General features: G+C 54.2%; 26 protein-coding genes. 13 read left to right on the top strand and 13 right to left on the bottom strand.

Annotated elements, in window-relative coordinates; genetic code table 11:
• Window positions 1-114 precede the first annotated feature (114 nt).
• The 7 genes from gcvP to lpdA all read right to left on the bottom strand — a co-directional run bounded on the left by gcvP (window position 115) and on the right by lpdA (window position 8783).
• On the bottom strand, window positions 115-2970 hold the full coding sequence (gene gcvP, locus K3727_00605) for an aminomethyl-transferring glycine dehydrogenase (protein UWQ91355.1): 2856 nt from the start codon (window positions 2968-2970) through the stop codon (window positions 115-117).
• Between the two features lie 64 nt (window positions 2971-3034).
• Window positions 3035-3400, bottom strand: a complete 366-nt coding sequence (gene gcvH / locus K3727_00600; GenBank protein ID UWQ91354.1) for a glycine cleavage system protein GcvH — start codon at window positions 3398-3400, stop codon at window positions 3035-3037.
• A gap of 17 nt (window positions 3401-3417) precedes the next feature.
• On the bottom strand, window positions 3418-4515 hold the full coding sequence (gcvT, locus tag K3727_00595) for a glycine cleavage system aminomethyltransferase GcvT (protein ID UWQ91353.1): 1098 nt from the start codon (window positions 4513-4515) through the stop codon (window positions 3418-3420).
• A 48-nt stretch (window positions 4516-4563) separates the two neighbouring features.
• A complete protein-coding gene (locus K3727_00590) occupies window positions 4564-4977 on the bottom strand; it encodes a universal stress protein (GenBank protein UWQ91352.1) in 414 nt (137 codons plus the stop codon).
• Between the two features lie 71 nt (window positions 4978-5048).
• The gene (locus K3727_00585) at window positions 5049-6419 is read right to left on the bottom strand and encodes a sodium:alanine symporter family protein (GenBank protein ID UWQ91351.1); all 1371 of its coding nucleotides are present in this window, start codon (window positions 6417-6419) and stop codon (window positions 5049-5051) included.
• 18 nt (window positions 6420-6437) lie between these two features.
• Window positions 6438-7388: a lipoyl synthase gene (gene lipA, locus K3727_00580; protein UWQ91350.1), complete on the bottom strand. Its 951-nt coding sequence runs from the start codon at window positions 7386-7388 to the stop codon at window positions 6438-6440.
• Between the two features lie 12 nt (window positions 7389-7400).
• On the bottom strand, window positions 7401-8783 hold the full coding sequence (lpdA, locus tag K3727_00575; protein UWQ91349.1) for a dihydrolipoyl dehydrogenase: 1383 nt from the start codon (window positions 8781-8783) through the stop codon (window positions 7401-7403).
• A 172-nt stretch (window positions 8784-8955) separates the two neighbouring features.
• On the opposite strand from lpdA, the gene K3727_00570 reads away from it, so the two are divergent.
• Together K3727_00570 and K3727_00565 are read left to right on the top strand one after the other, a co-directional pair.
• The gene (locus K3727_00570) at window positions 8956-9570 is read left to right on the top strand and encodes an XRE family transcriptional regulator (protein UWQ91348.1); all 615 of its coding nucleotides are present in this window, start codon (window positions 8956-8958) and stop codon (window positions 9568-9570) included.
• A gap of 124 nt (window positions 9571-9694) precedes the next feature.
• Window positions 9695-10408 (top strand): GNAT family N-acetyltransferase, encoded by a 714-nt coding sequence (locus K3727_00565; protein UWQ91347.1) that lies wholly within the window; start codon window positions 9695-9697, stop codon window positions 10406-10408.
• Window positions 10409-10429: 21 nt separating this feature from the next.
• Here the strand turns inward: K3727_00565 and fliP are convergent, their stop codons facing one another.
• Genes fliP through fliF form a run of 4 tightly spaced genes read right to left on the bottom strand, consistent with a single transcriptional unit; the run spans window position 10430 to window position 13665 of the window.
• Entirely contained in the window at window positions 10430-11170 is a 741-nt protein-coding gene (gene fliP, locus K3727_00560) for a flagellar type III secretion system pore protein FliP (GenBank protein ID UWQ91346.1), read from the bottom strand.
• The gene (locus K3727_00555; protein UWQ91345.1) at window positions 11167-11463 is read right to left on the bottom strand and encodes a FliM/FliN family flagellar motor C-terminal domain-containing protein; all 297 of its coding nucleotides are present in this window, start codon (window positions 11461-11463) and stop codon (window positions 11167-11169) included. The genes fliP and K3727_00555 overlap by 4 nt, the downstream gene beginning before the upstream one ends.
• Complete coding sequence (locus K3727_00550) at window positions 11456-12052, bottom strand: ABC transporter ATP-binding protein (protein UWQ91344.1); 597 nt, start codon at window positions 12050-12052, stop codon at window positions 11456-11458. The genes K3727_00555 and K3727_00550 overlap by 8 nt, the downstream gene beginning before the upstream one ends.
• Window positions 12052-13665, bottom strand: coding sequence for a flagellar M-ring protein FliF (gene fliF, locus K3727_00545; GenBank protein ID UWQ93217.1), 1614 nt, complete (start codon window positions 13663-13665; stop codon window positions 12052-12054). The genes K3727_00550 and fliF overlap by 1 nt, the downstream gene beginning before the upstream one ends.
• Window positions 13666-13783: 118 nt before the next feature.
• Here fliF and K3727_00540 point away from each other — a divergent pair, with 118 nt between their 5' ends.
• The 11 genes from K3727_00540 (at window position 13784) to K3727_00490 (ending at window position 24135) form a co-directional block, all read left to right on the top strand.
• Complete coding sequence (locus K3727_00540) at window positions 13784-14326, top strand: flagellar basal body-associated FliL family protein (GenBank protein ID UWQ91343.1); 543 nt, start codon at window positions 13784-13786, stop codon at window positions 14324-14326.
• A gap of 10 nt (window positions 14327-14336) precedes the next feature.
• Window positions 14337-14759, top strand: coding sequence for a hypothetical protein (locus tag K3727_00535; protein ID UWQ91342.1), 423 nt, complete (start codon window positions 14337-14339; stop codon window positions 14757-14759).
• Window positions 14759-15376 (top strand): hypothetical protein, encoded by a 618-nt coding sequence (locus tag K3727_00530; GenBank protein ID UWQ91341.1) that lies wholly within the window; start codon window positions 14759-14761, stop codon window positions 15374-15376. The genes K3727_00535 and K3727_00530 overlap by 1 nt, the downstream gene beginning before the upstream one ends.
• 73 nt (window positions 15377-15449) lie before the next feature.
• Entirely contained in the window at window positions 15450-16319 is an 870-nt protein-coding gene (motA, locus tag K3727_00525) for a flagellar motor stator protein MotA (GenBank protein UWQ91340.1), read from the top strand.
• Window positions 16316-18592 carry a hypothetical protein gene (locus K3727_00520; protein ID UWQ91339.1) on the top strand — a complete coding sequence of 759 codons (2277 nt, stop codon included), beginning with the start codon at window positions 16316-16318 and terminating at the stop codon, window positions 18590-18592. Before motA ends, K3727_00520 begins: the two co-directional genes overlap by 4 nt.
• Before the next feature lie 103 nt (window positions 18593-18695).
• Window positions 18696-19457 (top strand): transglycosylase SLT domain-containing protein, encoded by a 762-nt coding sequence (locus K3727_00515; GenBank protein UWQ91338.1) that lies wholly within the window; start codon window positions 18696-18698, stop codon window positions 19455-19457.
• Between the two features lie 12 nt (window positions 19458-19469).
• Entirely contained in the window at window positions 19470-21554 is a 2085-nt protein-coding gene (gene flhA, locus K3727_00510) for a flagellar biosynthesis protein FlhA (protein UWQ91337.1), read from the top strand.
• Window positions 21551-22321 (top strand): flagellar biosynthetic protein FliR, encoded by a 771-nt coding sequence (locus K3727_00505; protein ID UWQ91336.1) that lies wholly within the window; start codon window positions 21551-21553, stop codon window positions 22319-22321. Before flhA ends, K3727_00505 begins: the two co-directional genes overlap by 4 nt.
• Complete coding sequence (locus K3727_00500; GenBank protein ID UWQ91335.1) at window positions 22321-23412, top strand: flagellar type III secretion system protein FlhB; 1092 nt, start codon at window positions 22321-22323, stop codon at window positions 23410-23412. Before K3727_00505 ends, K3727_00500 begins: the two co-directional genes overlap by 1 nt.
• Window positions 23413-23423: 11 nt before the next feature.
• A complete protein-coding gene (locus K3727_00495) occupies window positions 23424-23810 on the top strand; it encodes a hypothetical protein (protein ID UWQ91334.1) in 387 nt (128 codons plus the stop codon).
• A 175-nt stretch (window positions 23811-23985) separates the two neighbouring features.
• The gene (locus tag K3727_00490; GenBank protein UWQ91333.1) at window positions 23986-24135 is read left to right on the top strand and encodes a transposase; all 150 of its coding nucleotides are present in this window, start codon (window positions 23986-23988) and stop codon (window positions 24133-24135) included.
• Between the two features lie 464 nt (window positions 24136-24599).
• Here the strand turns inward: K3727_00490 and K3727_00485 are convergent, their stop codons facing one another.
• Complete coding sequence (locus K3727_00485; protein ID UWQ91332.1) at window positions 24600-25085, bottom strand: flagellar basal body-associated protein FliL; 486 nt, start codon at window positions 25083-25085, stop codon at window positions 24600-24602.
• A 9-nt stretch (window positions 25086-25094) separates the two neighbouring features.
• A complete protein-coding gene (locus K3727_00480) occupies window positions 25095-25838 on the bottom strand; it encodes a flagellar basal body L-ring protein FlgH (GenBank protein UWQ91331.1) in 744 nt (247 codons plus the stop codon).

The following is a 25838-nucleotide window of genomic DNA, read 5'->3' as shown; positions in this document are numbered from 1 at the left end:
TCGCATGAGTGAAGTCGTTGGGAGTCACCTGAAAGTCACGTGAGAAATACTCTGGCGATGGGGCCAGAATAGACAGTCCCGCCCGACATGCGGGCGGGACTGAGTAGCGTCGGATCAGGATGCGTCGTCTTCGTAATCAGACATCGGCGGGCAGGTGCAGATCAGGTTGCGGTCGCCATAGGCGTTGTCCACCCGGTTCACCACCGACCAATATTTGTCCACGCCCAGCGAACCGGGAGGGAAACAGGCCTGTTCGCGGGTATAAGGACGGTCCCAATCGCCCACCAGGTCACGCACCGTGTGTGGTGCATGTTTCAGTGGGTTATTCTCGGGGTCGATCTTGCCGTCGATGATGTCCTGGGCCTCGCCTCGGATTGACAGCATCGCTTCGCAGAAGCGGTCCAGTTCGTCCTTGGGTTCGGATTCCGTGGGCTCCACCATCAACGTGCCAGCCACCGGCCAGGACATGGTCGGTGCGTGGAAGCCCGAGTCGACCAGACGCTTGGCGATGTCGTCCACGGTAACGTGGCCCTGTTCGTCCAGCGGACGGGTGTCCAGGATACATTCATGCGCCACACGACCGGTTTCCGAGGTGTAGAGGATCGGATAGGCATCCTTCAGACGGGCCGCGATGTAGTTGGCGTTCAGGATCGCAACCTTGGTGGCCTGGGTCAGACCCGCACCACCCATCAGCAGCACATAGGCCCAGGACACCGGCAGGATCGACGGCGAACCAAACGGAGCGGCCGACACTGGACCAACAGCGGTGCCGTACTCCGGGTGACCCGGCAGGTGCTCTTCGAGGTGTGCCTTGACGCCAATCGGACCCATGCCGGGGCCGCCACCGCCATGCGGAATGCAAAAGGTTTTGTGCAGGTTCAGGTGGCTGACGTCGCCGCCAATCTTGCCCGGCTGGGCCAGACCCACCATGGCGTTCATGTTGGCGCCGTCGATATAGACCTGACCGCCGTGATCATGGGTGATCTGGCAGACTTCCTGTACGGTCTCTTCGAACACGCCGTGGGTCGATGGGTAGGTGATCATGCAAGCGGCCAGCTGGTCCGAATGCTTTTCTGCCTTTTCCCGGAAGTCAGCGACGTCGATGTTGCCGCTGTCATCCGCTTTGACCGGAACCACCTTGTAGCCCACCATCTGCGCCGACGCCGGGTTGGTGCCATGCGCCGAGGTTGGGATCAGACAGACATTCCGGCCTGCCTCGCCACGCGAGGCGTGGTAGTTACGGATGGTCAGCAGGCCCGCATATTCACCCTGCGCACCCGAGTTCGGCTGTTGGCTGATCGCGTCATAACCGGTGATCTGGCACAGTTTGTCGTTCAGATCGGCGATCATCTCGTGATAGCCCTGCGCCTGATCTTCGGGGCAGAAGGGGTGCAGATTGCCAAATTCCGGCCAGGTAACCGGGATCATTTCGATGGTCGCGTTCAGCTTCATGGTGCAGGAGCCGAGCGGGATCATCGCGCGGTCCAGTGCCAGGTCACGGTCGGCCAGACGACGCATGTAGCGGGTGATTTCTGCTTCGGCCCGGTTCTTGTGGAAGATCGGGTGAGTCAGATACTCGCTTTCGCGCAGCGCATAATCGGGCAGGCGATAATGCTTGTTCGAGCTGTCGTCTTTCTTGTCGATGCCAAAGGCACCCCAGACCGCTTCGATGGTTTCGGGGCGGGTCTGTTCATCCAGCGAGATGCCGACTTTGGTTTCGCCAACTTTGCGCAGGTTGACGCCACGGGCGACGGCGGCCTCCATGACGACATTCTGAAGGTGACCGACTTCGACGGTGATGGTGTCAAAGAACACTTCGGGTTCAACCTTGAACCCTGCTTCTTCCAGGCCATCGGCCAGCCGCGAGGTCTTGCGGTGCACCGACTGGGCAATCGCCTTGATCCCGTCGGGACCATGGTAAACTGCATACATCGACGCAATGACGGCCAGCAGCGCCTGAGCAGTACAGACGTTCGAGTTGGCTTTTTCACGGCGGATGTGCTGTTCGCGGGTTTGCAGCGACAGGCGATAGGCCTGGTTGCCGCGCGCATCAATCGACACACCGATGATGCGGCCGGGCATGGCACGCTTCAGCTTGTCGGTGGTCGCCATATAGGCAGCGTGGGGGCCACCATAGCCCATGGGCACGCCGAACCGCTGGGTCGATCCGATGGCAATGTCGGCACCCATTTCACCGGGTGATTTCAGCAGCGCCAGCGACAGGATGTCGGCCGCGACAATCGCGATGCCCTTGTTTGCATGCAGCGCGGCGATTTCATCGGTAAAGTCGCGTACATGCCCATAAGTACCCGGATACTGGAAGATACCGCCAAAGACAGCGTCCGCATCCATCGTATCCGGGTCGCCCACGAGAACCTCGATCCCCAAAGGTTCGGCGCGGGTCTTGATCACTGCCACGGTTTGCGGGTGGCAGTTTTTGTCGACAAAAAAGGCCGCGTTGTTCGCTTTGGAGCGCGAACCGCGGTGTGCCATGGCCATTGCTTCGGCGGCGGCGGTCGCCTCGTCCAGAAGCGAAGCGTTGGCGATGTCCAACCCGGTCAGATCGCTGACCATGGTCTGGAAGTTCAACAGCGCCTCGAGGCGGCCCTGGGAAATTTCGGGCTGGTAGGGGGTATACGCAGTGTACCAAGCGGGGTTTTCAAGGATGTTGCGCAGGATCGGCGCAGGCGTCGTAGTGCCGTAATATCCCTGACCGATCAGAGAGGTCAGAACCTTGTTCTTGGAGGCGACCTGTTTCATGTGATACAGCGCGTCACGCTCGGTCATTGCCGGACCCCAATCCAGCGCCTCTTCCTGGCGGATCGCCGGGGGCACCGTGGCGTCAATCAGCTCATCCAGAGTTTTAAAGCCGATCACCTGCAGCATGTCGGCCATTTCCCGTGGGGAGGGGCCGATGTGGCGGCGATTGGCGAAGTCATATGCTTCGTAATCGGTCAGTTTGAAGGCCATGTCTCTTGGTCCTTGTTTGGGCAATGGGCCCCGCCGGACGTGTTTCCGGCGAGGAGGGGATGCGTTAGCCGATCAGGGCCTTGTAGCCGTCTAGATCCATCAGATCTTCCAGCTGTGCGGCATCCGCCAACTTGATCTTATAGATCCAGGCGTCGCCTTCGGGGCTTTCGTTCAATGCGCCAGGGTTGTCGGCCAGAGCTTCGTTTGCCTCAACGACTTCGCCATCGACGGGGGCATAGATTTCCGAGGCCGCCTTGACGGATTCGATAACACCGATGTCATCGCCCTTGGCGAATTCGTCACCTGCTTCACGCTGTTCGACGAAAACGATTTCACCCAACTGATCAGCGGCGTGCTGGGTGATACCAATTGTGGCGACGTCGCCTTCGACCAGAACCCATTCGTGCTCTTCGGAATAATAGATGGCCATTGTTTTTGCTCCTGGGATTAGCGTTTGTAATTCTGCTGCACGAAAGGCAGCGATACAATCTCGGCAGGCTGGGCCTTGCCGCGGATAACGAGGTTGACCTGTTCACCAACGGTACCATGTCCGGCAGAGACATAGCCCATGGCGACCGGGCCGCCGACCGTCGGGCCAAAACCGCCCGAGGTAATCTCACCGATGGTGTTGCCTTCGGCGCATTGGATTTCTACACCTTGGCGGGCTGGGGCGCGACCGGCAGGTTTGATGCCGACCAGTTTCTTGGCTGCGCCTTCGGCCAATTCCTTTTGGATGCGTGCAGCACCGGGGAAACCGCCTTCTTCCTTGCGGCGTTTCTGGATGGCCCAGTTCAGGCTGGCTTCGATCGGGGAAGTCGATTGATCGATGTCATTGCCATAGAGACACAGACCGGCCTCGAGCCGGAGGCTGTCACGCGCGCCCAGACCGGCAGGCTCGCAGTCTTCGTGTGCGAGGAAGGCACGGGTCACAGCTACGGCATCGGCGTCCGGAATCGAAATCTCATACCCGTCTTCACCCGTGTAACCCAGGCGCGAGATGCGACAGGAAACACCATTGATGTCTGCGACGGTGGTTTCCATGAACTTCAGATCACGGGCGGCAGGGCACAGGTCGCCCACGACGTCTTCGGCCTTGGGACCTTGAACCGCGACCAATGCACGGTCAAAAATCTCGATGACGTCGACACCATCCAGATTGGCGGCCATGTGCGGGATGTCCTGGTGGCGCAGTGCGGCGTTGACCACGACAAAATAATGATCGCCCGCGTTGGATACGATCAAGTCATCCATAATGCCGCCATCTTCGTTGGTGAAGAAACCATAGCGGGCTTTGCCCTCTTTCAATGTGGCATAGGCTTGCGGGCAGAGCGCTTCGAGCTTTTCGCCTACATTGTCGCCTTTCAGGATCACCTGGCCCATGTGAGAGACATCAAACACCGCCGCTTTCTCGCGACAATGTTTGTGTTCGCCCATGATGCCCATCGGGTATTGCACAGGCATTTCCCAGCCAGCAAAATCAACCATCTTGCCGCCCAGTTCGACATGCAGGTCATAAAGCGGTGTGCGTTTGGGTGCGTCGGTCATATTCTTGTCCTTGCTTGAAACGAGGCTTGAATCGGAAAGGAAACGCGATCAGTCGCGTACAACCATAACAGTGCAATGGGCGTTACGCACCACGCGGGCCAGGTTGGGGCCGATCTCGTAATTTGGAAAATCACCTTTGGCCGAGGCCATGATGATCATGTCATAGCCGTCCTTGTGAGCCAGCTTGAGAATTTCGCGATAAACGCTGCCTTCTTCGATATGTACAGACACATCCGCTGCGCCGCCGTGCTTCAGGATGTCTTCGACAGCCTTTTGAACGTGCGCCTTGGCACCCGCCCCATAGTTGGGCGGAAGGTTGGGCAATTGAATGATCTCGGGGATGACCGAAACCGCGTGCAGTTCGGCCCCGTAGAATTTCGCCTGTTCCAGCGCGACGGGCAGTGCCTTTTTCCACGAACGATCGTCGGTGTGGTCAATCGGCAGCATGATTTTGGTAGCCATCTGTCATCTCCTCGAAATGAGAGTTCACTTTGGGGAAGCGGGGGGCCGCGGATCACGGCCCGCCGCGACGGTTATTCAGCAGGCGAATTGCCGCTTTCCGAGGCTCCGCCAGAAGCGAAGAATTCCTTGGTCAGCTTGAAGACAATCGGGCTGAGCAGAGCCAGAGCGATCAGGTTCGGAATGGCCATCATGGCATTCAGCGTATCCGCCAGCAACCAGATGAAACCCAGATCGGCGGTTGCACCAAAATAGATCATCACGATCCATGCGATGCGATAGACCATCAGGAACTTGTGACCCATCAGGTAGCCAACACATTTTTCGCCATAGAACGACCAGCCGAGGATTGTGGTGAAGGCAAAGATCGACAGCGAAATTGCAATCAAATAGCCGCCGATGCCTGGCAATGAGAGTTCAAATGCCAGCGATGTCAGAGCCGCGCCAGATTCACCCGACGTCCACGCACCCGATGCGATGATGGCCAGGCCAGTGATGGTGCAGACGATGATGGTGTCGATGAACGTGCCCAACATGGCAACCAGACCCTGGTTGACAGGACCGGCAGTCGATGCAGCAGCATGTGCAATCGGGGCGGAGCCCAACCCGGCTTCGTTCGAGAACACACCACGTGCTACACCAAAGCGGATCGCCATCCAAACAGCCGCACCTGCAAAACCACCTTCGGCAGCCGATGGGGTAAATGCGTGGGTAAAGACAAGGCTGATCGCGTCGCCAATGGCACCGATGTTGATCAGCAGAACCAGCAAGCCGGCGACGATATAGCTGACGGCCATGAATGGAACCAGCTTACCGGCGACCGCACCGATGCGGGTGATGCCACCCAGGATCACGGCTGCGGTCAGGATCATCAGGACAACACCTGTAACCGACGTGTTCAGGCCAAAGTTGCTTTCCAGAACCTGTGCCACACCATTGGCCTGTACACCGTTGCCGATGCCGAATGCCGCGATCGCTCCGAACAGAGCAAATGCAAAACCCAGCCAGGCCCATTTGGCACCCAGGCCGTTTTTGATGTAATACATCGGCCCGCCGACATAATTGCCCAGCTCGTCGGTCTCGCGATATTTTACCGCGAGGACAGCTTCGGCATATTTGGTGGCCATGCCTACCAACGCGGTCATCCACATCCAGAACAAGGCGCCTGGACCGCCCAGGAAGACAGCAGTAGCCACACCGGCAATGTTGCCGGTACCAATAGTCGCCGACAGCGAAGTCATCAGCGCGTTGAATGGGCTGATCTGGCCCTCGCCCTGGCTTTCGCGACCTTTGAACAGCAGGCTAAAACCCGTGCCCAGTTTCAGGATCGGCATGAATTTCAGCCCAACCTGCAAGAAGAAGCCTACGCCAAGAATGAGGACCAGCATCAGCGGCCCCCAGACGACGCCGTTGATGGCTCCTACGATTGAATTTAACGCTTCCATGGTTTCCCTCCCATTGCGTTACAGTGAATGCCCAGTTGCCAGCGCCTGCTGGCGCGCGCGTTTCAGGGCGGCAAAATCTTGGTCCGCGTGGAACGAGGATCGTGTCAACGGCGTCGCAGAAACATGCAGGAAACCTTTGTTGCGTGCGATCTGCTCCAGCTGTGCGAACTCTTCCGGGGTCCAGAACCGGTCTATTTTATGGTGTTTTGGAGTGGGTTGCAGATACTGACCCACTGTCAGAAAATCGACATTGGCTGCACGCAGGTCATCCATCACCTGGCGTACGTCATTCATGGTTTCCCCCAATCCAACCATCAGGCCGGATTTCGTGAAAATTTGTGGATTTGACCGCTTTGCGTCATCCAGAAGCCGCAATGAGGTGTAATAGCGGGCTCCAGGGCGCACGGTCGGATACAGGTGCGGAACAGTTTCCAGATTGTGGTTGAAGACATCCGGTGCTGCATCAAAAACGATATTGGCGGCGTCGCCCTTGCCCAGAAAATCAGGTGTCAGAACTTCGACCGTGGTGTTGGGGTTCTGATGGCGCACGGCGCGGATGGTCTGGGCGATATGTTCTGCGCCGCCGTCTGCCAGATCATCCCGGTCTACGGATGTGATCACAACGTGGCGCAGACCCAGCTTCTTCACTGCGGAGGCCACACGACCGGGTTCAAAGACGTCCAGCGTATCCGGTTTACCGGTTGCGACATTGCAAAACGAACATCCGCGGGTGCAAACTTCGCCCATGATCATCATGGTGGCGTGCTGTTTGGACCAGCATTCACCAATGTTGGGGCAGGCGGCCTCTTCGCAGACTGTCGTCAGGTCATGATCCCGCATCAGACGCCGAGTGTCGTAATATTCGGCGCTTTCGATTTTCTTCTTTCTGATCCACTTGGGCTTGCGCGGGATGACGCTGTCGGTGCGCTTGGCTTTTTCCGGGTGGCGGGGGCGGAGCTGGACAGTCATCTGGCGACCTCCTTATGCGTGGATCGCGCGGCCAAGCGCATCGAGACAGGCTTCCTTGACCGCCTCACCCATCGCCGGATGGGCGTGACAAGTGCGGGCGACTTCTTCGACTGTGATGCCCTGGGTCATCGCCAAAACCAGTTCAGCGATCAGATCACCACCATGGGCTCCGCAGATATGGGCACCAAGCAATGCGCCATCTGAAGCCATCAAGACCTTGACCGCACCATCTGTTTCACCGGTCGAACGGGCGCGTGAGTTGGCCATGAAAGCGAATTTTCCAACGGTATAAGGGGTACCCGCCTCTTTCAGCGCCTCTTCGGTTTGTCCAACCGAGGCGACTTCGGGGTCGGTGTAGACGACGCCCGGGACGGTGTCATAATCGACATGTCCGTGTTTCCCAGCCAGGAGTTCGACGCAGGCAACACCATCTTCTTCGGCCTTATGCGCTAGCATTGGGCCGGGCACGCAATCACCGATAGCGTAGATCCCCGGAACCGATGTCCGGAAACTATCATCTACCTCAATAAACCCGCGGGCATTGGTCGCGACACCCAGGTCTTCCAGGTTCAACCCGCGCGTTACCGGGCGACGTCCGATGGCGATCAGAACCTTGTCGGCTTCAAGCGTTTCTTGCTTGTCCTTGCCAACCCGGTCGAGGGTCAGAGCCAGGGCGGTGTCGCCCTTGGTAATTGACTTCAATGCACGACCAAGTTGGAATTTTACCCCACGTTTGGACAGTGCGCGTTGGGACAGTTTGGCGATGTCACCGTCAATGCCGGGCAAGATCCGGTCGAGGTATTCCACGACTGTCACCTTGGATCCGAGACGTGACCAGACCTGACCTAATTCAAGTCCGATCACGCCCGCGCCGATAACCACCAAGCGTTCTGGCACCTCTTCCAATGCCAGTGCTCCGGTGCTGCTCAGCACATCCACTTCGTCGATGTCCACCCCAGGGAGAGGCGTGGGCTCCGAGCCGGTGGCGATTACAATATTCTTGGTAGTTAGGATCTGGTCGCCAATTTGAACCTGTCCGGCCGTCGGGATGCTGGCCCAACCTTCGATGTGATCCACACCGTTCTTTCTGAACAAGAAAGAGATACCTTTCGTTAGGTCACCGACGATCTTGTCCTTGCGGGCCATCATGGCGTTCAGGTCCAAACCAACCTCTCCGACCGAAACGCCGTGGGAGGAGAGATGAGAAAGCTCGGCGTATTTTGCCGAAGAGGTCAGCAGGGCCTTGGAGGGGATGCAGCCGACGTTCAGGCATGTGCCGCCCAGCGTCGTGCGTCCTTCGACACAGGCAACTTTGTGTCCCAGTTGCGCGGCGCGTATCGCCGCCACATAGCCGCCGGGGCCTCCGCCGATCACCACCAAATTATAGTCGCTCATGATTTCCCTCTCTGAACGAAAACGTTCCAATTTAGGAATGTATGCACCAGTATGCGTCGTTTCGTTCCTATAGGAAACTTTTCCACAATAATCAACAAAAGAAATGTAGGGGAAATTTTGACTATGTGATGTATCAAAGCTAAGCTGGCCGGGGAGCAGGAGAAAACGCCAAATGGAACCCGTACAAGCAGAAGAAATTGGCCCCCTTGTCGAAGGTATGGAGGCGCCAGATGGCGAAGTTCTGGGTCGCATGATTCGGGAGGCGCGCAAGGAAAAGGGCCTGACTTTGGAGGAGGCGGCCAAGTCTGCCGCCATTGGCCGGTCGACATTGTCCAAGATTGAAAACAATCAGACCAAACCCAGTTTCGAAATCATTCGCCGCCTGATGCAGACACTTGAACTGGAAACCCCACAGCTGTTCGTGCAGTCAGCCAAGAGCGATATTTCGGGGCGCCGTGATTTTACCCGCCTGGGGCAGGGCGAGCATCAGGAGACGCGCACCTATGATCACGAACTGCTCTGTACCGAACTGACCAGCAAACAGATGTTGCCCTATATCAGCACGATCAAGGCACGCGATGTCAGTGAATTTGACACATGGGTTCGTCACCGCGGCGAGGAATTCATGTATGTCATCAGCGGCGAAGTGACACTGTATACAGAACACTATCGTCCGTTACCCATGCGGGCCGGGGACTCAGTATACTATGACAGCGGTATGGGGCATGGCTGTGTGTCCACCAGCGAAGAAGATGCCAAGGTTCTTTGGGTGTCGTTGCAACTGTAGATGCAGCGGGTTTTGGGGCGATCTGCAAGGGTGTCAGTTGGATTGAATGACCAAACTGGAATTGACTGTTTGCCTGCTGGTCTATCCTGATAACCCAATCCCGGTGATTATTCGGAGTTCAACCATGACACATCGGATCAACGCTTTCGGACAGCCGATCGGCCAGGAGGTTCCCAATTGGCATCCGCGTTCAGTGCCTGATCGAAAACCGATGCGTGGCCAATACTGCGACCTGATTGAATTGAATCCGGTACAACATGCCGATGACCTGTTTACCGCCTTTCAGACGGGCAAACAGGACGGGCTGTGGACCTATATGTCTGTTGGCCCATTCTCTACCAAGAATCACATGCAGGCCTGGCTGGTGTCCATTTCGGCACAGAGTGATCCTGTCTATTACGCGATATTGGATCGCGACACCGGGCGTGCCATTGGGGTCGCCAGCTATATGCGCATCAAACCGGAAGCTGGAAGCGTCGAGGTCGGGGGGATCGCGTTCTCCCCTCTGTTACAGCGTACACGTGGCGCGACTGAGGCCATGTTCCTGATGATGCGGCATGTTTTCGATGACCTTGGGTACCGACGCTATGAATGGAAGTGCGACGCTCTGAATGAAGCCTCGAGGCGGGCAGCTGAGCGTCTGGGGTTCAGCTATGACGGTTTGTTCGAGCAGGCTTTGGTCTACAAGGGAAGAAACAGGGATACCGCGTGGTATTCCATATTGGATCGGGACTGGCCCTGGATCAGCCGAGCTCTTTGTCTGTGGCTTGACCCCCAGAATTTTGACGAGGCAGGAAGACAAAGAGAACGGTTGACCGACTTGATCCAGATTACATGACTGTGTTGGAATCCTGTTACTTCAATTGAAATAGCTGCGCACCAATGCCCCCGCAATCAGGCTCCACCCGTCGGCAACGACAAAGAATGCCAGCTTGAAAGGCAGGGATACGATGGCCGGCGGTACCATCATCATGCCCATAGACATCAGGATTGCTGCGACAACCAAGTCGATGATCAGGAAGGGTAGAAAGACCAAAAACCCGATTTGAAAGGCGCGCGAAATTTCAGACAGCAAAAAACTGGGGATCAGGATCGAAAGCGGTGCCTGATCCGTAGGCTGACTGGTGACATCATAGTTTCGCAATGCTGCCATGCTGTCCAAGGTGACGGGGTCGACTCTGTCAGACATGAAAACCCTAAAAGGCTCTAAAACCCGTGGAATTGCAGCTTCGATGTCTATCTGCTCCTGCAGCAAGGGGTTGATCCCGATCTCCCAGGATTTGGAAAAAACCGGCTCCATTACGAAGTAAGTCAGGAACAACGCGAGACTTACGATCAACATGTTGGGCGGGGATTGCTGCAATCCGATTGCTTGGCGCAGGATCGAAAGAACTGTGACCAGAAACGGGAAGCAAGTGATCGTGATCGCGAGCCCGGGTGCCAGGCTGAGAACCGTGATCAGAACGATCAACTGAATGGAGCGCGCCGAAATAGACCCGTCGTCCGTGAGCGATAGAGACAGCTCCTGCGCGTGGCTGGCCTGAGGCATAGCCAGGCATATCGCAGTCACCGCAATCCCAAAAAGGAGCCGAAAAATCATCCCAATCCACTTTGCAGATCTGCGATTTCAGTCAACCGTACTGCCAATTGCCCAGAGTCCGAACCTTCGACTTCTTCCAGCAATCCGCGTGCGATCAAGCGGTCGCCAATAAACAGATCCACCGGATCTTCGACCTTTTTGTCGAGCGGCAGGATTGCATTCTCCCCAAGATTGACCAGATCCCGGATCAGGGGCCGGGCCTTGCCGACACAAACGGTGACTTCGATCGGGACGTTGACAAACGGGTTTCCCGGGTCGTGGGTCGCCGCACGGGTCGCGTCTTGGTCAGCCATGTTTCAAATCCTCTTGGTTCTGATAAAGAAAAGTATCGATCGATTGACGGATGCTGGTAACCAGCGAGTCGCAATTGATTTCTCTCTCGCGGTTTCCGATCCGGACATAGGCCTGTCCGGCACCCAACAGCGGGTCGCCTTCGATTCGAGCATTCATGCCTGCTTGCTCGGATAGAACGGATTGGACGACGGCCTTGTCGTTTGGTGAGACGACGACAAACACGGGTTGCTCGGCCTGGTCGCGCCCCATTTTTGCCATTTCCTCGGCAATATGGTGACCAAAGCTGAGCGCCATGGTTTCTGGTAAAACAACGTCAGCCAACCCACGAAAAAACGGAGTCAAACAGTCGGTCATCTGCGTAAGCGCCTCGTTGTAGGTAAAGGAAAGATCTTCCAGGTTGCTTGCCAAGTTAGCGGATATTTGACCGGTCTCTTGATCTCGGGCTTTGACTGCGTCGTCCCATCCTGCACTGTATCCCTGTTCAAAGGACGCAAGCCGTTGATCTTCCAACGCGTCCTCACTCAACGTGAAAATCTGGCTGCCATCAAAGGGAATGGCAAAGTCTTCTAAAAGATGTGCGATGGTCATCAAACTTTCTCCTCACTCTCTTCGAGCCAACCTCTTAGGATCTCCACCGTTTCTTCCTGACGTTCACCAATCATTGCCCGAAGACGGTCAACCGGGTTTTCCTGTGGGTCGCCGAGCGCCGGGAGAGAGGTTGTTGCAGCTGGTGGTCGGGACGCGGAGTCAAACGCGTCGCCGGTCGGGTCGATTTCTCCGGTCAGAACTGGTGCATCACCGGTAGAATTTGTGTTGGTGGACACAGGGAGCGGGGTCAATTGACCTGGTGCCGGGAGCGCGGCATTGGCAAAAACCGGGCGAATGACGAAAAGACCCAAAACAAGACTGACAAGTGCAAGAACTGCCAGCTGTATCAGGGACATGGCGTCAAAAAACACATTGTTCAAAATTGATGAGCTCACCACTGTCCCCTGTGGCTCAATGCGGGGTAGATCCATGGATTTCAGGGTGATCACATCGCCGCGTGTCTCGTCAAACCCGACTGCCGAGGCCACAAGTTCTCGCAGCGCCGACAGTTCTTGTTCCTGACGGGGTTCAAAAATCAGGTTTCCGTTTCCGTCGTCCGCAGTTACCCCGTTGACCAACACAGCCACCGACAGCCGTTTGGTTGCACCGGGCGCACGAATGATTTCCGATTCCGTTTCGGAAATCTCATAATTGACCCGTTCCCGGGTCGAACTCGTGCTTGCCTTGGAACCTTCCCCTGCTGCGGCATCCCCATCCGGCAAGTTTGAAGCAACGGTAACCGCCTGGGATTCGTTGGTTGAAGAGTCTGAACGCTCTTCGACATCTGTGCTGATAGCGATCCGGCTGTTGGGGTCTATTCTCTTTTCCCGGATCGACTCGGTTTCGGTTACAGTATCAACGCTTACTTCCACAACGGCATTCCCGGCTCCGACCCGGGCTTCGACAAGCCGCAAGACGCGTTCGCGCAGCATTTGGGCGCGGTCATCCCCTGTTGACCCCACAGCTGCAACCGTTGAGTCTGTCGCCCCTATCATCGTACCATTTGCGTCGATCACAGCGACATTTGACGCGTCCAACCCAGTCACCGCGGAAGCGATGAGGTGTCGGATGGCCGTTGCCTGAGTACCCGTGATCGCGGCCCCCAAGGGAACGACAGAAACGGAGGCCGTTGGTTCCGCTGTGCGTTGAAATGGATTTGAGGCCGCGTTGGCCAAATGCACGCGGGCCTGACTTATGTGAGGGCTTGCCACAATTGTGCGCGCCAACTCTCCTTCTTTGGCGCGCCAATATGCTGCATCAAACATTTGCGAGGTTGTTCCAAATCCGCTGAGCGAATCAAGCAATTCATAACCTTTGCCGCCATTTGCTGGCAGCCCCTCGCTGGCCAGCGTCATACGTAATTCATCACGCTGGTTCGATGGCACATAGATCGAGCCCCCCCGAACTTCATAAATTGTTCCGCGTTGTTCAAGAGAACGGATGACGTCACCGGCCGAGCCGCTTTCCAGCCCAGCATACAGCAATTGCATCGTCGGGGCTGTTGCGACGCGTGACAATAAAAGAACGCTTAGAAACATCGCCATCGTGGCACCCACCACGATAATCCGTTTACGCCCATCCAAACTTGCCCAGATAGTTCTGATCTGCTGCACCTTATCCTCCGTCATGCCGACATTCTGCGCGGCGTGTCCCGAACTTGATGGATCGGCCTTAACATTCGGTTAGTCCCTCAACGGTTATGAAGGAGGAACAGAGAGTTTGAGGAAATCTATGACTGACGCAGTTGCCGATACGGGCCCGGATGCTGGTGATCCATCAACGAAACGGGGGAAACTTCCTCTAATCATTGGGGTGATCTTGGCTGTGATTGGGGGCGGAGGTGGCTTTTATGCCGCCCAGTCCGGATTATTGCCGTTCGGATTCGGCAACGAAAATTCGGAATCATCGGATTCAGCGGAACATTCTACGGAGATGCCAGTGGAGGCACTGGCCGACCCAATGACCGATATTAGTGAAATCGCCTTCGTGCCCCTGGACCCTATTCATCTCTCTATGGGGCAGGGGCGCGAGGCGCAGCAACTGCGGATGGTTGCGCAGTTGGAAGTACGCAGTGACGCGCAGGCGGACGTTGAAAAACTGCTGCCCAGGGTAACAGATGTGCTCAATAGCTACCTGCGGGCTCTCAAGGTGAGTGATCTTCAAGACCCCGTTGCGCTCACTCGAATTCGATCACAGATGCTGAGGCGGATCAATATTGTCACCGGTCGTGGGCGTGTGAGGGACTTGTTGGTCATGGAATTTGTGCTGAACTAGGAGGCATAAGGTGGAATTGATTGCAGATATCCTGCTGGCAGCGGGGGCGTTAGGTGCAGGTTTTTATTGCTTTGTATTGGCGCGAAGATTGAACCGTTTCAATGACTTGGAGAAAGGAGTCGGGGGCGCTGTCGCTGTTCTTTCGGCGCAAGTTGATGATTTGACCAAAACACTCTCGGCTGCCCGCGATGCGTCGCACGGTTCTGAGGAAGCGTTGCAGGACTTGACGATGCGAGCAGAAGGTGTCGCGCAAAGGTTAGAGTTGATGATGGCTTCGATGCACGACATGCCCGGGCTGGAAGATGTAGACAGCCCCAAGCCGAGCTCCGTAGAGCAACCTCATAGTGGAGAGCCAGCTGAACCCAAGCCGCAGCCTGCAAAGCCCGGCCTGATATTCATGCGGCATGAGCGGAAGCAACAGGGGGCAGCCTGATGAAAACCAAACGAGCATCAAAAACAGGTCGCCCGTCGCGAATTGGTACACTTTTCGTACTGGCGGTTCTTTTGTCCGGCTCTGCGGTTCTCAGATTGGGTTTGGAAGCGGGGCCAGCAATTGCAAGGGAATTGATGCCAGACACGGCAGAGGAAAAAGAGGCGGGTGCGGAGGATGAAATGCCTTTCCGGTCCGAAAGCCAGGTGAATCCAGACTTTCACGCGATGCTAACGGCATTTCGTGAGAGGGAGGCGATTCTGGAGGCTAAGGAGATCGAAATTCAAGATCGGATGCGCGCCTTGGAGATCGCCGATCAGGCGATCGAGCAGCAAATGGCCGCTTTGGTTCAGGCCGAAGAACAGCTCAGAGCGACACTGACATTGGCAGATGGTGCTTCTGAAAATGATTTGGCCAAGCTCACGACAGTCTACGAGCAAATGAAACCAAAGGATTCGGCGGCGTTGTTTGAAGAAATGGACCCGGATTTTGCGGCGGGATTTCTGGGACGAATGAAGCCCGATGCAGCAGCCGCCATTCTGGCAGGGCTGGCACCCAATACCGCCTATACTATCAGCGTCGTGATGGCCGGAAAAAATGCGAATGTCCCGCGGGAATAAACGGCCTTCCTGACACGTTTTTTTAACCCCAGTCGGGAAAACTCTATTCAGAGCAGAACCCAGGAGATCCCGCATGATCGGTGTTATTGGTATTATAACGATCTTTGCCATGGTGTTTGGCGGCTATCTCGCCGCTGGCGGCAAGATGGCAATCATCCTGAAGTCTTTGCCTTTCGAAATGATGATGATTGGCGGCGCTGCCGTTGGAGCATTTTTGATCGGCAATGACATGGGCGGGGTAAAACATACTGCGAAGGACATCGGAAAGGTCTTCAAGGGGCCAAAGTGGAAGCCAGATGACTATCGTGATCTACTGTGCCTGCTGTTTGCATTGATCCGGGTCGCCCGTGCCAATCCGGTGGAAGTTGAACAGCATATTGAGGATTCGCAAAATTCTCCGATCTTTTCAAAATATCCCAAAATTCTGCAGGATCGGGAAGCAATCGATCTCATTTGCGATACCATGCGTTCTGCGTCCATGAATTACGATGATCCCCATCAGGTCGAAGAAGTCTTGGAAAAGAGGATGGAGGCGAATCTGCACCATGCCTTGCATTCCAGCCACGCGCTGCAAACCGTCGCAGACGGGCTGCCAGCTTTGGGGATCGTTGCGGCGGTTCTCGGGGTTATCAAAACCATGGGGTCGATCGACCAGCCGCCCGAAGTTCTAGGCAGGTTGATTGGTGGGGCTTTGGTTGGAACGTTCTTGGGAGTGTTTCTAGCCTATGGTTTGGTTGGCCCATTCGCAGCAAAGGTAAAGGCAGTCGTTGAAGAAGACGGTCACTTTTATCAGCTGATCAGGGAGGTTTTGGTTGCCAATCTTCACAACCATGCCGTTTCGATTTGCATCGAAGTGGGGCGGCAAAACACTCCGTCTCATATTCGACCAGGATTCTCAGATCTCGAGGAATCGCTGAAGGCAATTAAGCAGGACGCCGCATGATGCGCCTGCTCTTCCTCTTGGTTATGTTTCTGCTTGGTCCGGGATTTGCGCTTGCTGAAACATTTCGAAGTGTCGTTCGATCGGGCGCTCATGATGGATTTACCCGACTAGTTCTAAAAGTCCCTGATCAGGTTAAATGGAATGTTGCTACCCATGGTCAGGCGGCAACAATTTCCGTGGATAGTCCAGATATTATTTTTGACACTTCGAAAGTTTTCTCCAGAATTGGAAAGCAACATCTTTTGGCCTTGAGGCAAGTTTCAAAAGAAGGCGATCTTCAGTTGGATTTGGCCTGCCGGTGCGACATTTCAGGATTCATGCAGGACAACTCGTTTCTGGTAATTGATATCCGTGAACCAAAGCGGACACTTTGGAAATCACGAGAAAAGTTTTTCCCAAAAAGTGGAGTTTCGTACCGATTTAATATGGATGAAGTTAGAAGTGTTGAAGAAACCGCAGGTGTGGAAAGAACGTTTGCCCTTAATGGGGGGTATGGCCGATTAGCTCTAGACTCCACAGTTGCAACTATGCAGGAGAACAAAACGACATCACCTACGTTAGTACTTCCATTCAATATCAAAAATCAAGAATTTCAAAAATCCAATGACAATACAGAGAAGTACCTCGACGGGCTGTTATCACGCGCTTTGAACCAAGGCGTTTTACAGCCGAAAACAAACACTGTGGCGACAGAAGATTATTCTGGATTGTCGGCACTTGAAGGTGAGCTTTCGTTAGTCGAAAATATTAACGCATCAACGGTAATTGACCGGGATTTTCAATCCTCTTTGGAAGGTACAGCAGCACGCCCATCGGATGTTGTGTGTCTATCAGAGGATATCACTGACATAAACTTGTGGATAAATGACGGGGCCACATTTGATCGGGTGAGTGAAATCAGGTCGGAAATATTTGGAGAGTTTGACGTTCTTGATGAAGAAAAGATCAAGCAACTTGCCAGGCTGTATATCTATTTGGGTTTCGGTGCAGAAGCAGAGCAAGTTCTTCAAATTCTTCCTGAAAACAATGTGGAAGCGACCGTTCTGCCAAGTTTGGCGAAAATCGTGGATGGTCGAAAAGTAGATTACCCCAGCCCATTCCAAGACCAGAGCGCCTGTCCTGGATCTGGGGCATTGTGGACGGTTCTCGCAGCGGGTCAGATATCGGACCGGACTGATACGGAATCCGTATTGAGAAGCTTTGCAAGTCTGCCTTCTCATTTGCGAGAGAACTTGGGTCCGAAATTGAGCCGCATGTTTGTAGACCACGGAAACAAGGATGCGGCTGAGGCAGTTCTCCGAGCCGTCGCCAGGTTGGGCGGCGAACCAACATCGGACCTCAGCCTTGCACAAGCAGAGATTGCTGGGCTCAGTGGGCGTTCGACGTTGGAAGATGAGAAGCTAATAGAAACTGTCAATTCGGCGGATATAAATTCTGTCGAAGCCTTGGTGCGCCTAATAGGGAAGCGTTGGGAAGTCAGAAAACCACTGACACCAGACGTTTCGGACCTGATTTCTTCCTACGCGCTAGAATATCGTAAGGATGCGCTTGGGCCGGAAGTCAGGCAGGCTGAAATCATAGCATTGGGGATGGCTGGAGATTTTGAAAGTGTCTTTGAGCGCTTGGCAATTGTTCGGGAGATTGATGGGCGGTCTCATGTGAATACCGCTCTCGTGCCTGCGCTATTTGCGTTAACAGAGCAGGCCGACGATGTAACATTCCTACGCCATGCCTTCCAGGTCGCGACTTGGGAGTCATGGCCAGAAGAAGCGAACGTAATACTTGCTTTGGCCCGTAGGCTTTCGAAAATGGGGTTCTCAGGCCCAGCTCGTGACTTTCTTGAAAAAGCGCATTTTTCCGACGATGAACGGAAAGAAGCAAGCCTTTTGCTAGGTCAAACAGCATTGGATCTCGATCTTCCACATCGCGCCATGATCGATTTACTGGGCGTCCAGGGACGGGAAGCGAGCCGTATTCGAGCGCAAGCGATGATGTTGAATGGCGATTTCTCTGACGCTGCAAACCTGTTTGTTCAAAATGAGGACGTCGACCAGGCACTACGTAGTGTGTGGCATTCCGGTGAAAAACCCGAAAACCTGGGTAACGTATCGGGTAGGTATGGAGGTTTCGTTTCGCTCTCTGATGCTTTGATCGACCCAGTTGGGGTCCGATCTGATTTGCCTCCGCTGGCCAGTGCACATGAACTCGTCGCAGAAAGCATGAGCATAAGACAGAACCTACGTGAGTTGTTGCAGGATACGCCTGCGCGCTGATTTTATTGAGATTTTGTTTTCCCTTAGCGCATCAATGGTCATCTTTTGTAAACATCAACGCACTTAAAATCGACCTAACTGAATGCATCATAGGTCGCGCAGAATGCCGAGAGCCAATATAATCAGGCGTGGTGACGTACAGCCGCCAAAACGTAAATGGACTGTACTTTCCTTAGTGGTTTTGGGGTTCCCGGTTTGCGCTCATGCGATAACCCCTCAGACTAGCGGGCTGTCTACATGTGACCAGGCAGCCTTTGAAGCTGCAAGTCGCTCTGGTGTTCCATATGATATTCTTCGGACGATCACTCGGCTGGAAACTGGGCGCCACAGACAGCCGGATGGACTCCAGCCTTGGCCGTGGACGGTCAACATGGAGGGGGCCGGTCATTGGTTTGCCGACAAAGATCAGGCTTTGGCATTTGTATTTCGACACTTCAAACTTGGTGCGAGAAGTTTTGATTTGGGGTGTTTTCAGATAAACTTTAAATGGCATGGAAGTGCATTTCAATCAATCGAAGAAATGTTTAACCCCATGTCGAATGCTGATTATGCAGCATCTTTTTTGAAATCTCTATATGCGGAATATGGAAATTGGGAGGAAGCGGCAGGCGCTTACCACTCCCGAACTCCAAAATACGCAGTTGCATATTCAGATCGCTTTGAAAAAATACATAGCCAATTGAATGATGCGAAAACTTTGAGCGCTCGAGCCGTTTCAAAAACGCCCTCGCATGAAAATACATGGTCGGTGAATGAAAATGGCGCTGTAAGCGCATTGATTTCAGGATCCTCACCCAGGATGGGATCTTTGGTTCCCATGGGCGGGCGTTCTAATACGGCACGTGCCACAATAGAATTTCAATAGGGGTATTGAATCGTGTTTCAGATTTCTGGGAAAAACCTATTGAACTCTACGGTAATGTTGGCGTTAGCGTTAATGGCGATCATCGTGATGATGATTTTGCCGATGCCCTCATGGGTGCTGGATGTTGGTTTGGCTGCATCATTTGGGATCGCCATTTTAATTTTTACCGTCACGTTGTTTATTGAACGGCCGCTTGATTTCTCATCATTTCCAACAATCCTGCTGGCGGCCTTAATGCTGCGCCTGTCGCTCAATATTTCTTCGACAAAACTTATCATTGGACAAGGTCATACCGGACCAAGCGCCGCCGGAGATGTGATCGAAGGATTCGCAAGCTTTGTCATGAGCGGCAGTATTTTCCTGGGTTTGGTGGTCTTCGGCGTTCTGTTGATCGTCAATTTTATGGTTATCACCAAAGGGGCGGCACGGATGGCAGAGGTCGGTGCCAGGTTCGCGTTGGACGGGATGCCCGGTAAACAATTGGCCATTGATAGCGATATGTCAGCAGGGGCCATTGACCATCAACAGGCCAAGGAAAGGCGGGAGCGTGAGCAGCAAGAAACGACATTCTTCGGGTCCTTGGATGGTGCGTCGAAGTTTGTAAAAGGAGATGCAGTTGCTGGTCTGCTAATCACGTTGCTCAATTTGGTTATGGGGCTGATCATGGGCGTGATCGTGCATGGAATGCCCGTCGGTGCTGCATTCGAAACCTATGCGATACTGACTGTTGGTGATGGACTGGTCACTCAGATTCCGGCGGTTATTATTTCGATCGCATCGGCATTGCTACTGGCGCGTGGCGGAACACCTGGAGCTACGGATAATGCTCTTTTTTCACAACTTGGCAAACACCCAGCGGCCATAGCGACAGTTGCGGCGCTTATGGTGATGTTTGCATTGGTTCCAGGCCTGCCGTTCCTCCCCTTTATTCTGGGGGGAGGTGTGTTGGGCTATGCCGCATTCTATATGTATCGGGAAACTCTGCAGCATCAGGTTGAACAATTAGACCCAAAAGATGACGACAATGCAGTGCCCCAACGTGCTTTGGGGGACGTTCTGGATCTGGATGATGTGCATCTCGAATTTGCTCCGGACTTGGTGGAAATGGTTTTGGATCCTGGTACCGGACTGGATGCCCGCATCGCCAACATGCGCACACATGTTGCCAGTGTATTCGGACTGATTTTGCCGGACATTCGGCTTACCGATCAACCTGAGCTGGAGACAGGGACTTATCTGATCCGCGTTCAAGGTGTCGAACAGGCGCGTGGTGTACTGCATCCGGAACTGGTTCTTGCGCTGCTGATGGACCGAACCGATGAATTGCCACCGGGGAACGACGTGACCGAACCCGTCTACGGTGCACCCGCGCGATGGATTTCGGCAAAAGATCAGGAGGATGCGGTGATTATTGGCGCGACAATTGTGTCGCCGTCGGAAATTCTTGCGACCCATTTGCTGGAAGTGATCAAGCAGAACTTTGCGCGTCTTCTAACGCTCAAGGCGCTGCGCCGGTTGATGTCAGAAATGACCCGTTTGAGTGATCCGGCGCGTGCCGAAGCGAACCGAAAACTGCTGGATGAGTTGGTTCCAGACAAGGTGCCAATCGACACTTTGCATGCCGTACTGCGATTGCTTTTGGACGAACGGGTGTCCATTCGTAATTTGCCGCTTATCCTGGAAGCAATTGCAGAGGCGCGTTTGCACACGACCCAGCCCGATGGCATTTGTGAGCATGTGCGCCATCGTTTAGGGTTTCAGCTGGTCTCTGAGATGAAGCGGAACGATGGATCTATTCCATTGGTCCAACTGGCCCCGGAGTGGGAAGAGACATTTGCCAATTACCAGATCGAAACCCAATCCGGAGTAGATGTTGCGTTGCCTCCCGATCTCTTTAATCGTCTGGCAGATGGTATGACAGAAAAGTTGAACTCCATATCAGAGCAGGGCGTATTTCCGGCTTTGGTCACATCCACACGGCGACGTCGATTTTTGCGAACCATCCTCAAGGCACGGGGCGTGTCTAACCCTGTCCTGTCCTTCGAGGAAATCGGTCTGGATGCGCGACCCGCTCTTGTCGGAATGGTCCAAACATGAGCCTCGACAATCTGACGGCCCTCGAGCCATTAATTGGTGGATATTGGCATGTTGCGATTGTCTTTTTTCGGGTTTCTGCCCTGGTTTCAGTGCTGCCGGCTTTCGGAGCGTCGACGCTGCCAACCCGAATTAAGTTGGTTGCCGCTTTCTCCTTTACGGCAATCGTCGCCCCAGCGGTGCCCGCTGTGCCAGAGCCGGAGGGCTTAGCCGGGCTGGCCCTATTTGCAGTTGCCGAGGCGACAATCGGTTTAGCCATGGGTTTGGGTATCCGATTGCTCGTTCTTGCTTTGCAGACAGCAGGGTCAATCGCGGGTCAGTCGACATCGCTTTCTCAGATCTTTGGGACTGCTGGCATGGACCCTATCCCGGCAATGGGGCAGGTGTTGGTTTTTGCGGCACTTGCCTTGGCCATTGTTGCAGGTCTTCATATTCGCGCGGCTGAGTTTTTGATCCTGTCTTATGACATGTTGCCCATAGGACAGTTTCCAGATCCGGCCGGGTTGTCCCAATGGGGCATCCGACAAATTGCCAGATCGTTTTCTTTGGCGTTTGTCTTGGCTGCGCCATTTGTCATAACGGCCGTAATCTATAATCTGGCTTTGGGGGCAATCAACCGTGCCATGCCTCAGATGATGGTTGCCTTTGTTGGTGCACCGTTGATTACCTTTGGCGGCCTGTTTCTGCTCTTTGTGGCATCGCCAATGTTGCTGACCGTTTGGATTGACGCCTTGATGGGCTTCTTTGAAAACCCGGTGAGGATGAACTGATGTCCGGGGCGCCCGATGATGACTCTGACAAGACGTACGAACCGACGCAGCAAAAGCTACAAAAAGCACGCGACAAGGGCGAGGTTCCGAAGTCTGCAGATTTGTCGGTCGCGGCTTCCTATTTTGGTCTTTTGATCGCATTGGCCGCTGTCGGTGCCAGCACGGTTGCCGATTTGGGGACCAGTTTGATGGTTTTGATCGGACAGTCCGGAGAACTGGCTGAATTGATTTTTAAGGGAAACCCCGGTGCATTGATGGGGGGAATTCTATCGGCGGTTATGCAGGCGATCGCCCCTTGGTTCATAGCTCCCGCTGTAGCAGTTTTGTTGTCTGTTCTTGCGCAGCGCGCAATGGTCTTTGCACCATCCAAGCTAGAGTTCAAAGCATCTCGAATATCCATTTTGTCCAACGCAAAGAACAAATTCGGACGAAGTGGCTTGTTTGAGTTCTTTAAGAGCTTTGTGAAATTGACTCTCTATGCGGTTTGCCTGGGGTTCTATCTGAATTTTCGCCTACCCGATATTGTTGCCGCTGTTGGAGTCGAAGCCCGTTCGGTTACAGCACTGCTCGCGCAATTGGCATTGGAGTTCCTGTTTTTGGTTGCAGTCATATCCGCGTGCATCGGGGGAATTGATGCTGTCTGGCAATATCATGAGCACATTCGGAAAAACCGTATGTCACGCAAAGAGATGATGGACGAGATGAAAGAGGCGGAAGGTGATCCGCATATGAAGCAGGAACGCCGTCAGCGTGCGCAAATGATTGCCGGTTCGCAGATGATGGCAGATGTACCCGATGCAGACGTTGTGATCGTAAACCCGACGCATTACGCCGTTGTTTTGAAATGGGATAGAATGCCAGGGTCGGCACCAATTTGTGTAGCAAAAGGTGTGGATGAAGTTGCGGCAGTCATTCGTGAGATCGCAAGTGAAAATGGAGTGCCAATCCATCAAGACGCGCCAACAGCGCGGGCATTGCATGCCACTGTCGCCATTGGCCAAGAGATCACAGAAGAGCATTACGGCCCGGTAGCTGCGGCTATCAGATTTGCCGAAACAATGCGACGTAAGGCGAAAGAGAGTTTCGTATGAGCGTTAAGAAGTTGGAAGATCTGCAAAAAGTAACAGGGGTTCTTTATCTCGAGGAACAGGCAAAAATCTCCAAGCTTCTGGCCAAGGAAGAGTCAATCCGATCCGCGTTGGGCAGGTTGGACGAGCAAAGGAAAAGTGGATTGGATTCTGGCATGGGTGATGATGCCATGAAGATGATCGGTGCGGATCTTTTGTGGAATGCGTGGCAACACAGCACGCGGCAACGTCTGAACATGGAACTGGCTCAGATCAGAGGCCAGAAGTTGCAATTGATGGGTCGAGTTCGATTGGCATTTGGGCGGGATCAAGCCATTCGGAAACTCGTTGACGAAAAGAAAAATGACCGTGTTATGCAAAAAAGAAAACGCAATGAAGCGCGAAACCTGGGATGGACCTGACACGCTGCCGATGAAACTCTAATCCAGAACGGGTTTCACGGGTGGTGACTTGCTGCCCGAAAAAAGGACCGTATTGAACTGGAATTCTCCATTTTGATCCCGAGAACGGGAGAAGGAGAGTTCCATGAAGACGAGCAAGTTCACCAAAGCGCAGTTCGCGATTGTCCAGTAGCAAGTGGAAGAGGGCACGAGCGTCGCGGAGGGGTGCCGCAAGACCAGGATCGCGGAAGCCACGGTCTACAATTGGCGCAGGAAGTATGGCGGGCTGATGCCTTCCGGGATGAAGCGGATCAAAATGCTCGACGAAGAGAACACGACACTGTAGCGCCTGGTGGCTGATCTGTCTCTGGCTCTGGATAAAGCGATGCTGCAGAACGTTATCAAGCGAAGGCGTTGAGGCCTGCCCGTCGCTGGCAATTGGTTGATGACCTGCGCGCGGTTTGGCTCGTCAGCATCCGGTGTGCTTGTGGTGTGTTGCAAGCGGAACGCTCGACCTATCACGACAAGGCGCACGGCGACGAGCAGCCCGAACTCAACAAACGCATCAAGAAGATCTCGGAAACCCGTGTGCGCTGTGGTTACAGGCGCATCCACGTTCTGTTGAGGCGAGAAGGCTAGCTGGTGAACGCAAAGCAATGAAGCATGGGCAGTGGGAATTGTGTATGATCAGCTGGCCATCGGTGGCGGTTGACAGGGCCCCACCAGCAGAGCGGTGCCCAATTGGGAATAAGAGGAGCATTTGGTCGAGAGTTAAGGTGACCAACTTTGACGCCGCCTGGGACCTGCTTCTTAACGGGTGTCTTGCTTGGCGATATCAACGATCAAGACGTCGATGACGTCTTCTCCCAACTCCAGTTGGGCGGTTTCCAATAGGGCGGTGCGCAATGAATCCAGATGTGACGAGGTTGTGAATGTACCTTGAAACCCACCCATGTTGGCGTGATCGAACAGGACCCGCAAAAATGAGGCACGTAACCGGGGCTCACGTTCAAAAACGGTATCTTGGGTCCCGGGATTAACTTCGAGATTCAGCGATAGAACAACGTGGGCCGCTACTTTGTCCCTATGCACAACCGGTATGACAAACTGGTTGGAAATTTTGACGAATTCGTTCTTTTTCTCTTCCGATGTCTCGCTGTGCTCTTCGGTTTTTGCCGCTTGATGTGGTGTTGAAGCAGGATCAACGGGATCTGCAGGTGTCAGAAACAGCCCGGCGGCAATGCCGCCGCCAGTACCTGCAAACGCCAGTATGAGGGGAAGAATCTTGGCAAGCATTTCTAATCCTCAGAACGGCAGAACGGCATCAAGTATCTGCTGTCCATAACGGGGTTGTTGCACATCAGTGATTTGTCCGCGCCCACCATACGAAACCCGGGCAGAGGCAATTTTGTCATAGGTGATTTCATTTTGTCTCGAGATGTCTTCCGGTCGTACAAAGCCTGTTACCAGCAGCTCGCGCAATTCGAAGTTGACCCGCAATTCCTGAGATCCGGAAATCGAAAGGATGCCATTTGGCAAAACGTCGACAATTGTGGCTGCAACCCGAAGAGTCAGCTTTTCCTTGCGCTTTACAGAACCTTGACCACCAGACGAGCTGTTAGACGCAATATCTACTGCGTTGTCCATGCTGGCACCAGCGGGAAGATTTTCGTTGATGCGTTGAGGAAGCCCGAAGAGGTCAGGTACGCCCAAGCTCTCGGATCCTGATCTGGAGCGTTCGGTGTCATTGGAAATCTCAGCCTCTTCATCAATTTCGATGACAACGGTCAGAATATCACCCTTCTTAATGGCGCGCCGGTCCCCCAATAGAGAATGCTGCCCGCCGCTCCACAGTGAGGACTGGTCGACATTGCGTTGCGGTTGGGTATGCAACGGGAGCCCGGGCCAAAGCATTGCAACATGTTCCGGCGTTTCCGTGTTTTCGGAAAAAGATGGTGGCTTTCCCAGATGGTCCACCCGACCGCAGGCTGTCACAGCGGCAAACAGGGAAAAGATCTTTAAGCTGTTGGACAACAATCGTGTATTCAT

Source organism: Rhodobacteraceae bacterium M382 (assembly GCA_025141015.1).
In the GTDB taxonomy this organism is placed as follows: domain Bacteria; phylum Pseudomonadota; class Alphaproteobacteria; order Rhodobacterales; family Rhodobacteraceae; genus Aliisedimentitalea; species Aliisedimentitalea scapharcae.
Note: the sequence above shows the minus strand (reverse complement) of the source record. Positions and strands in the feature narration are given on the sequence as shown.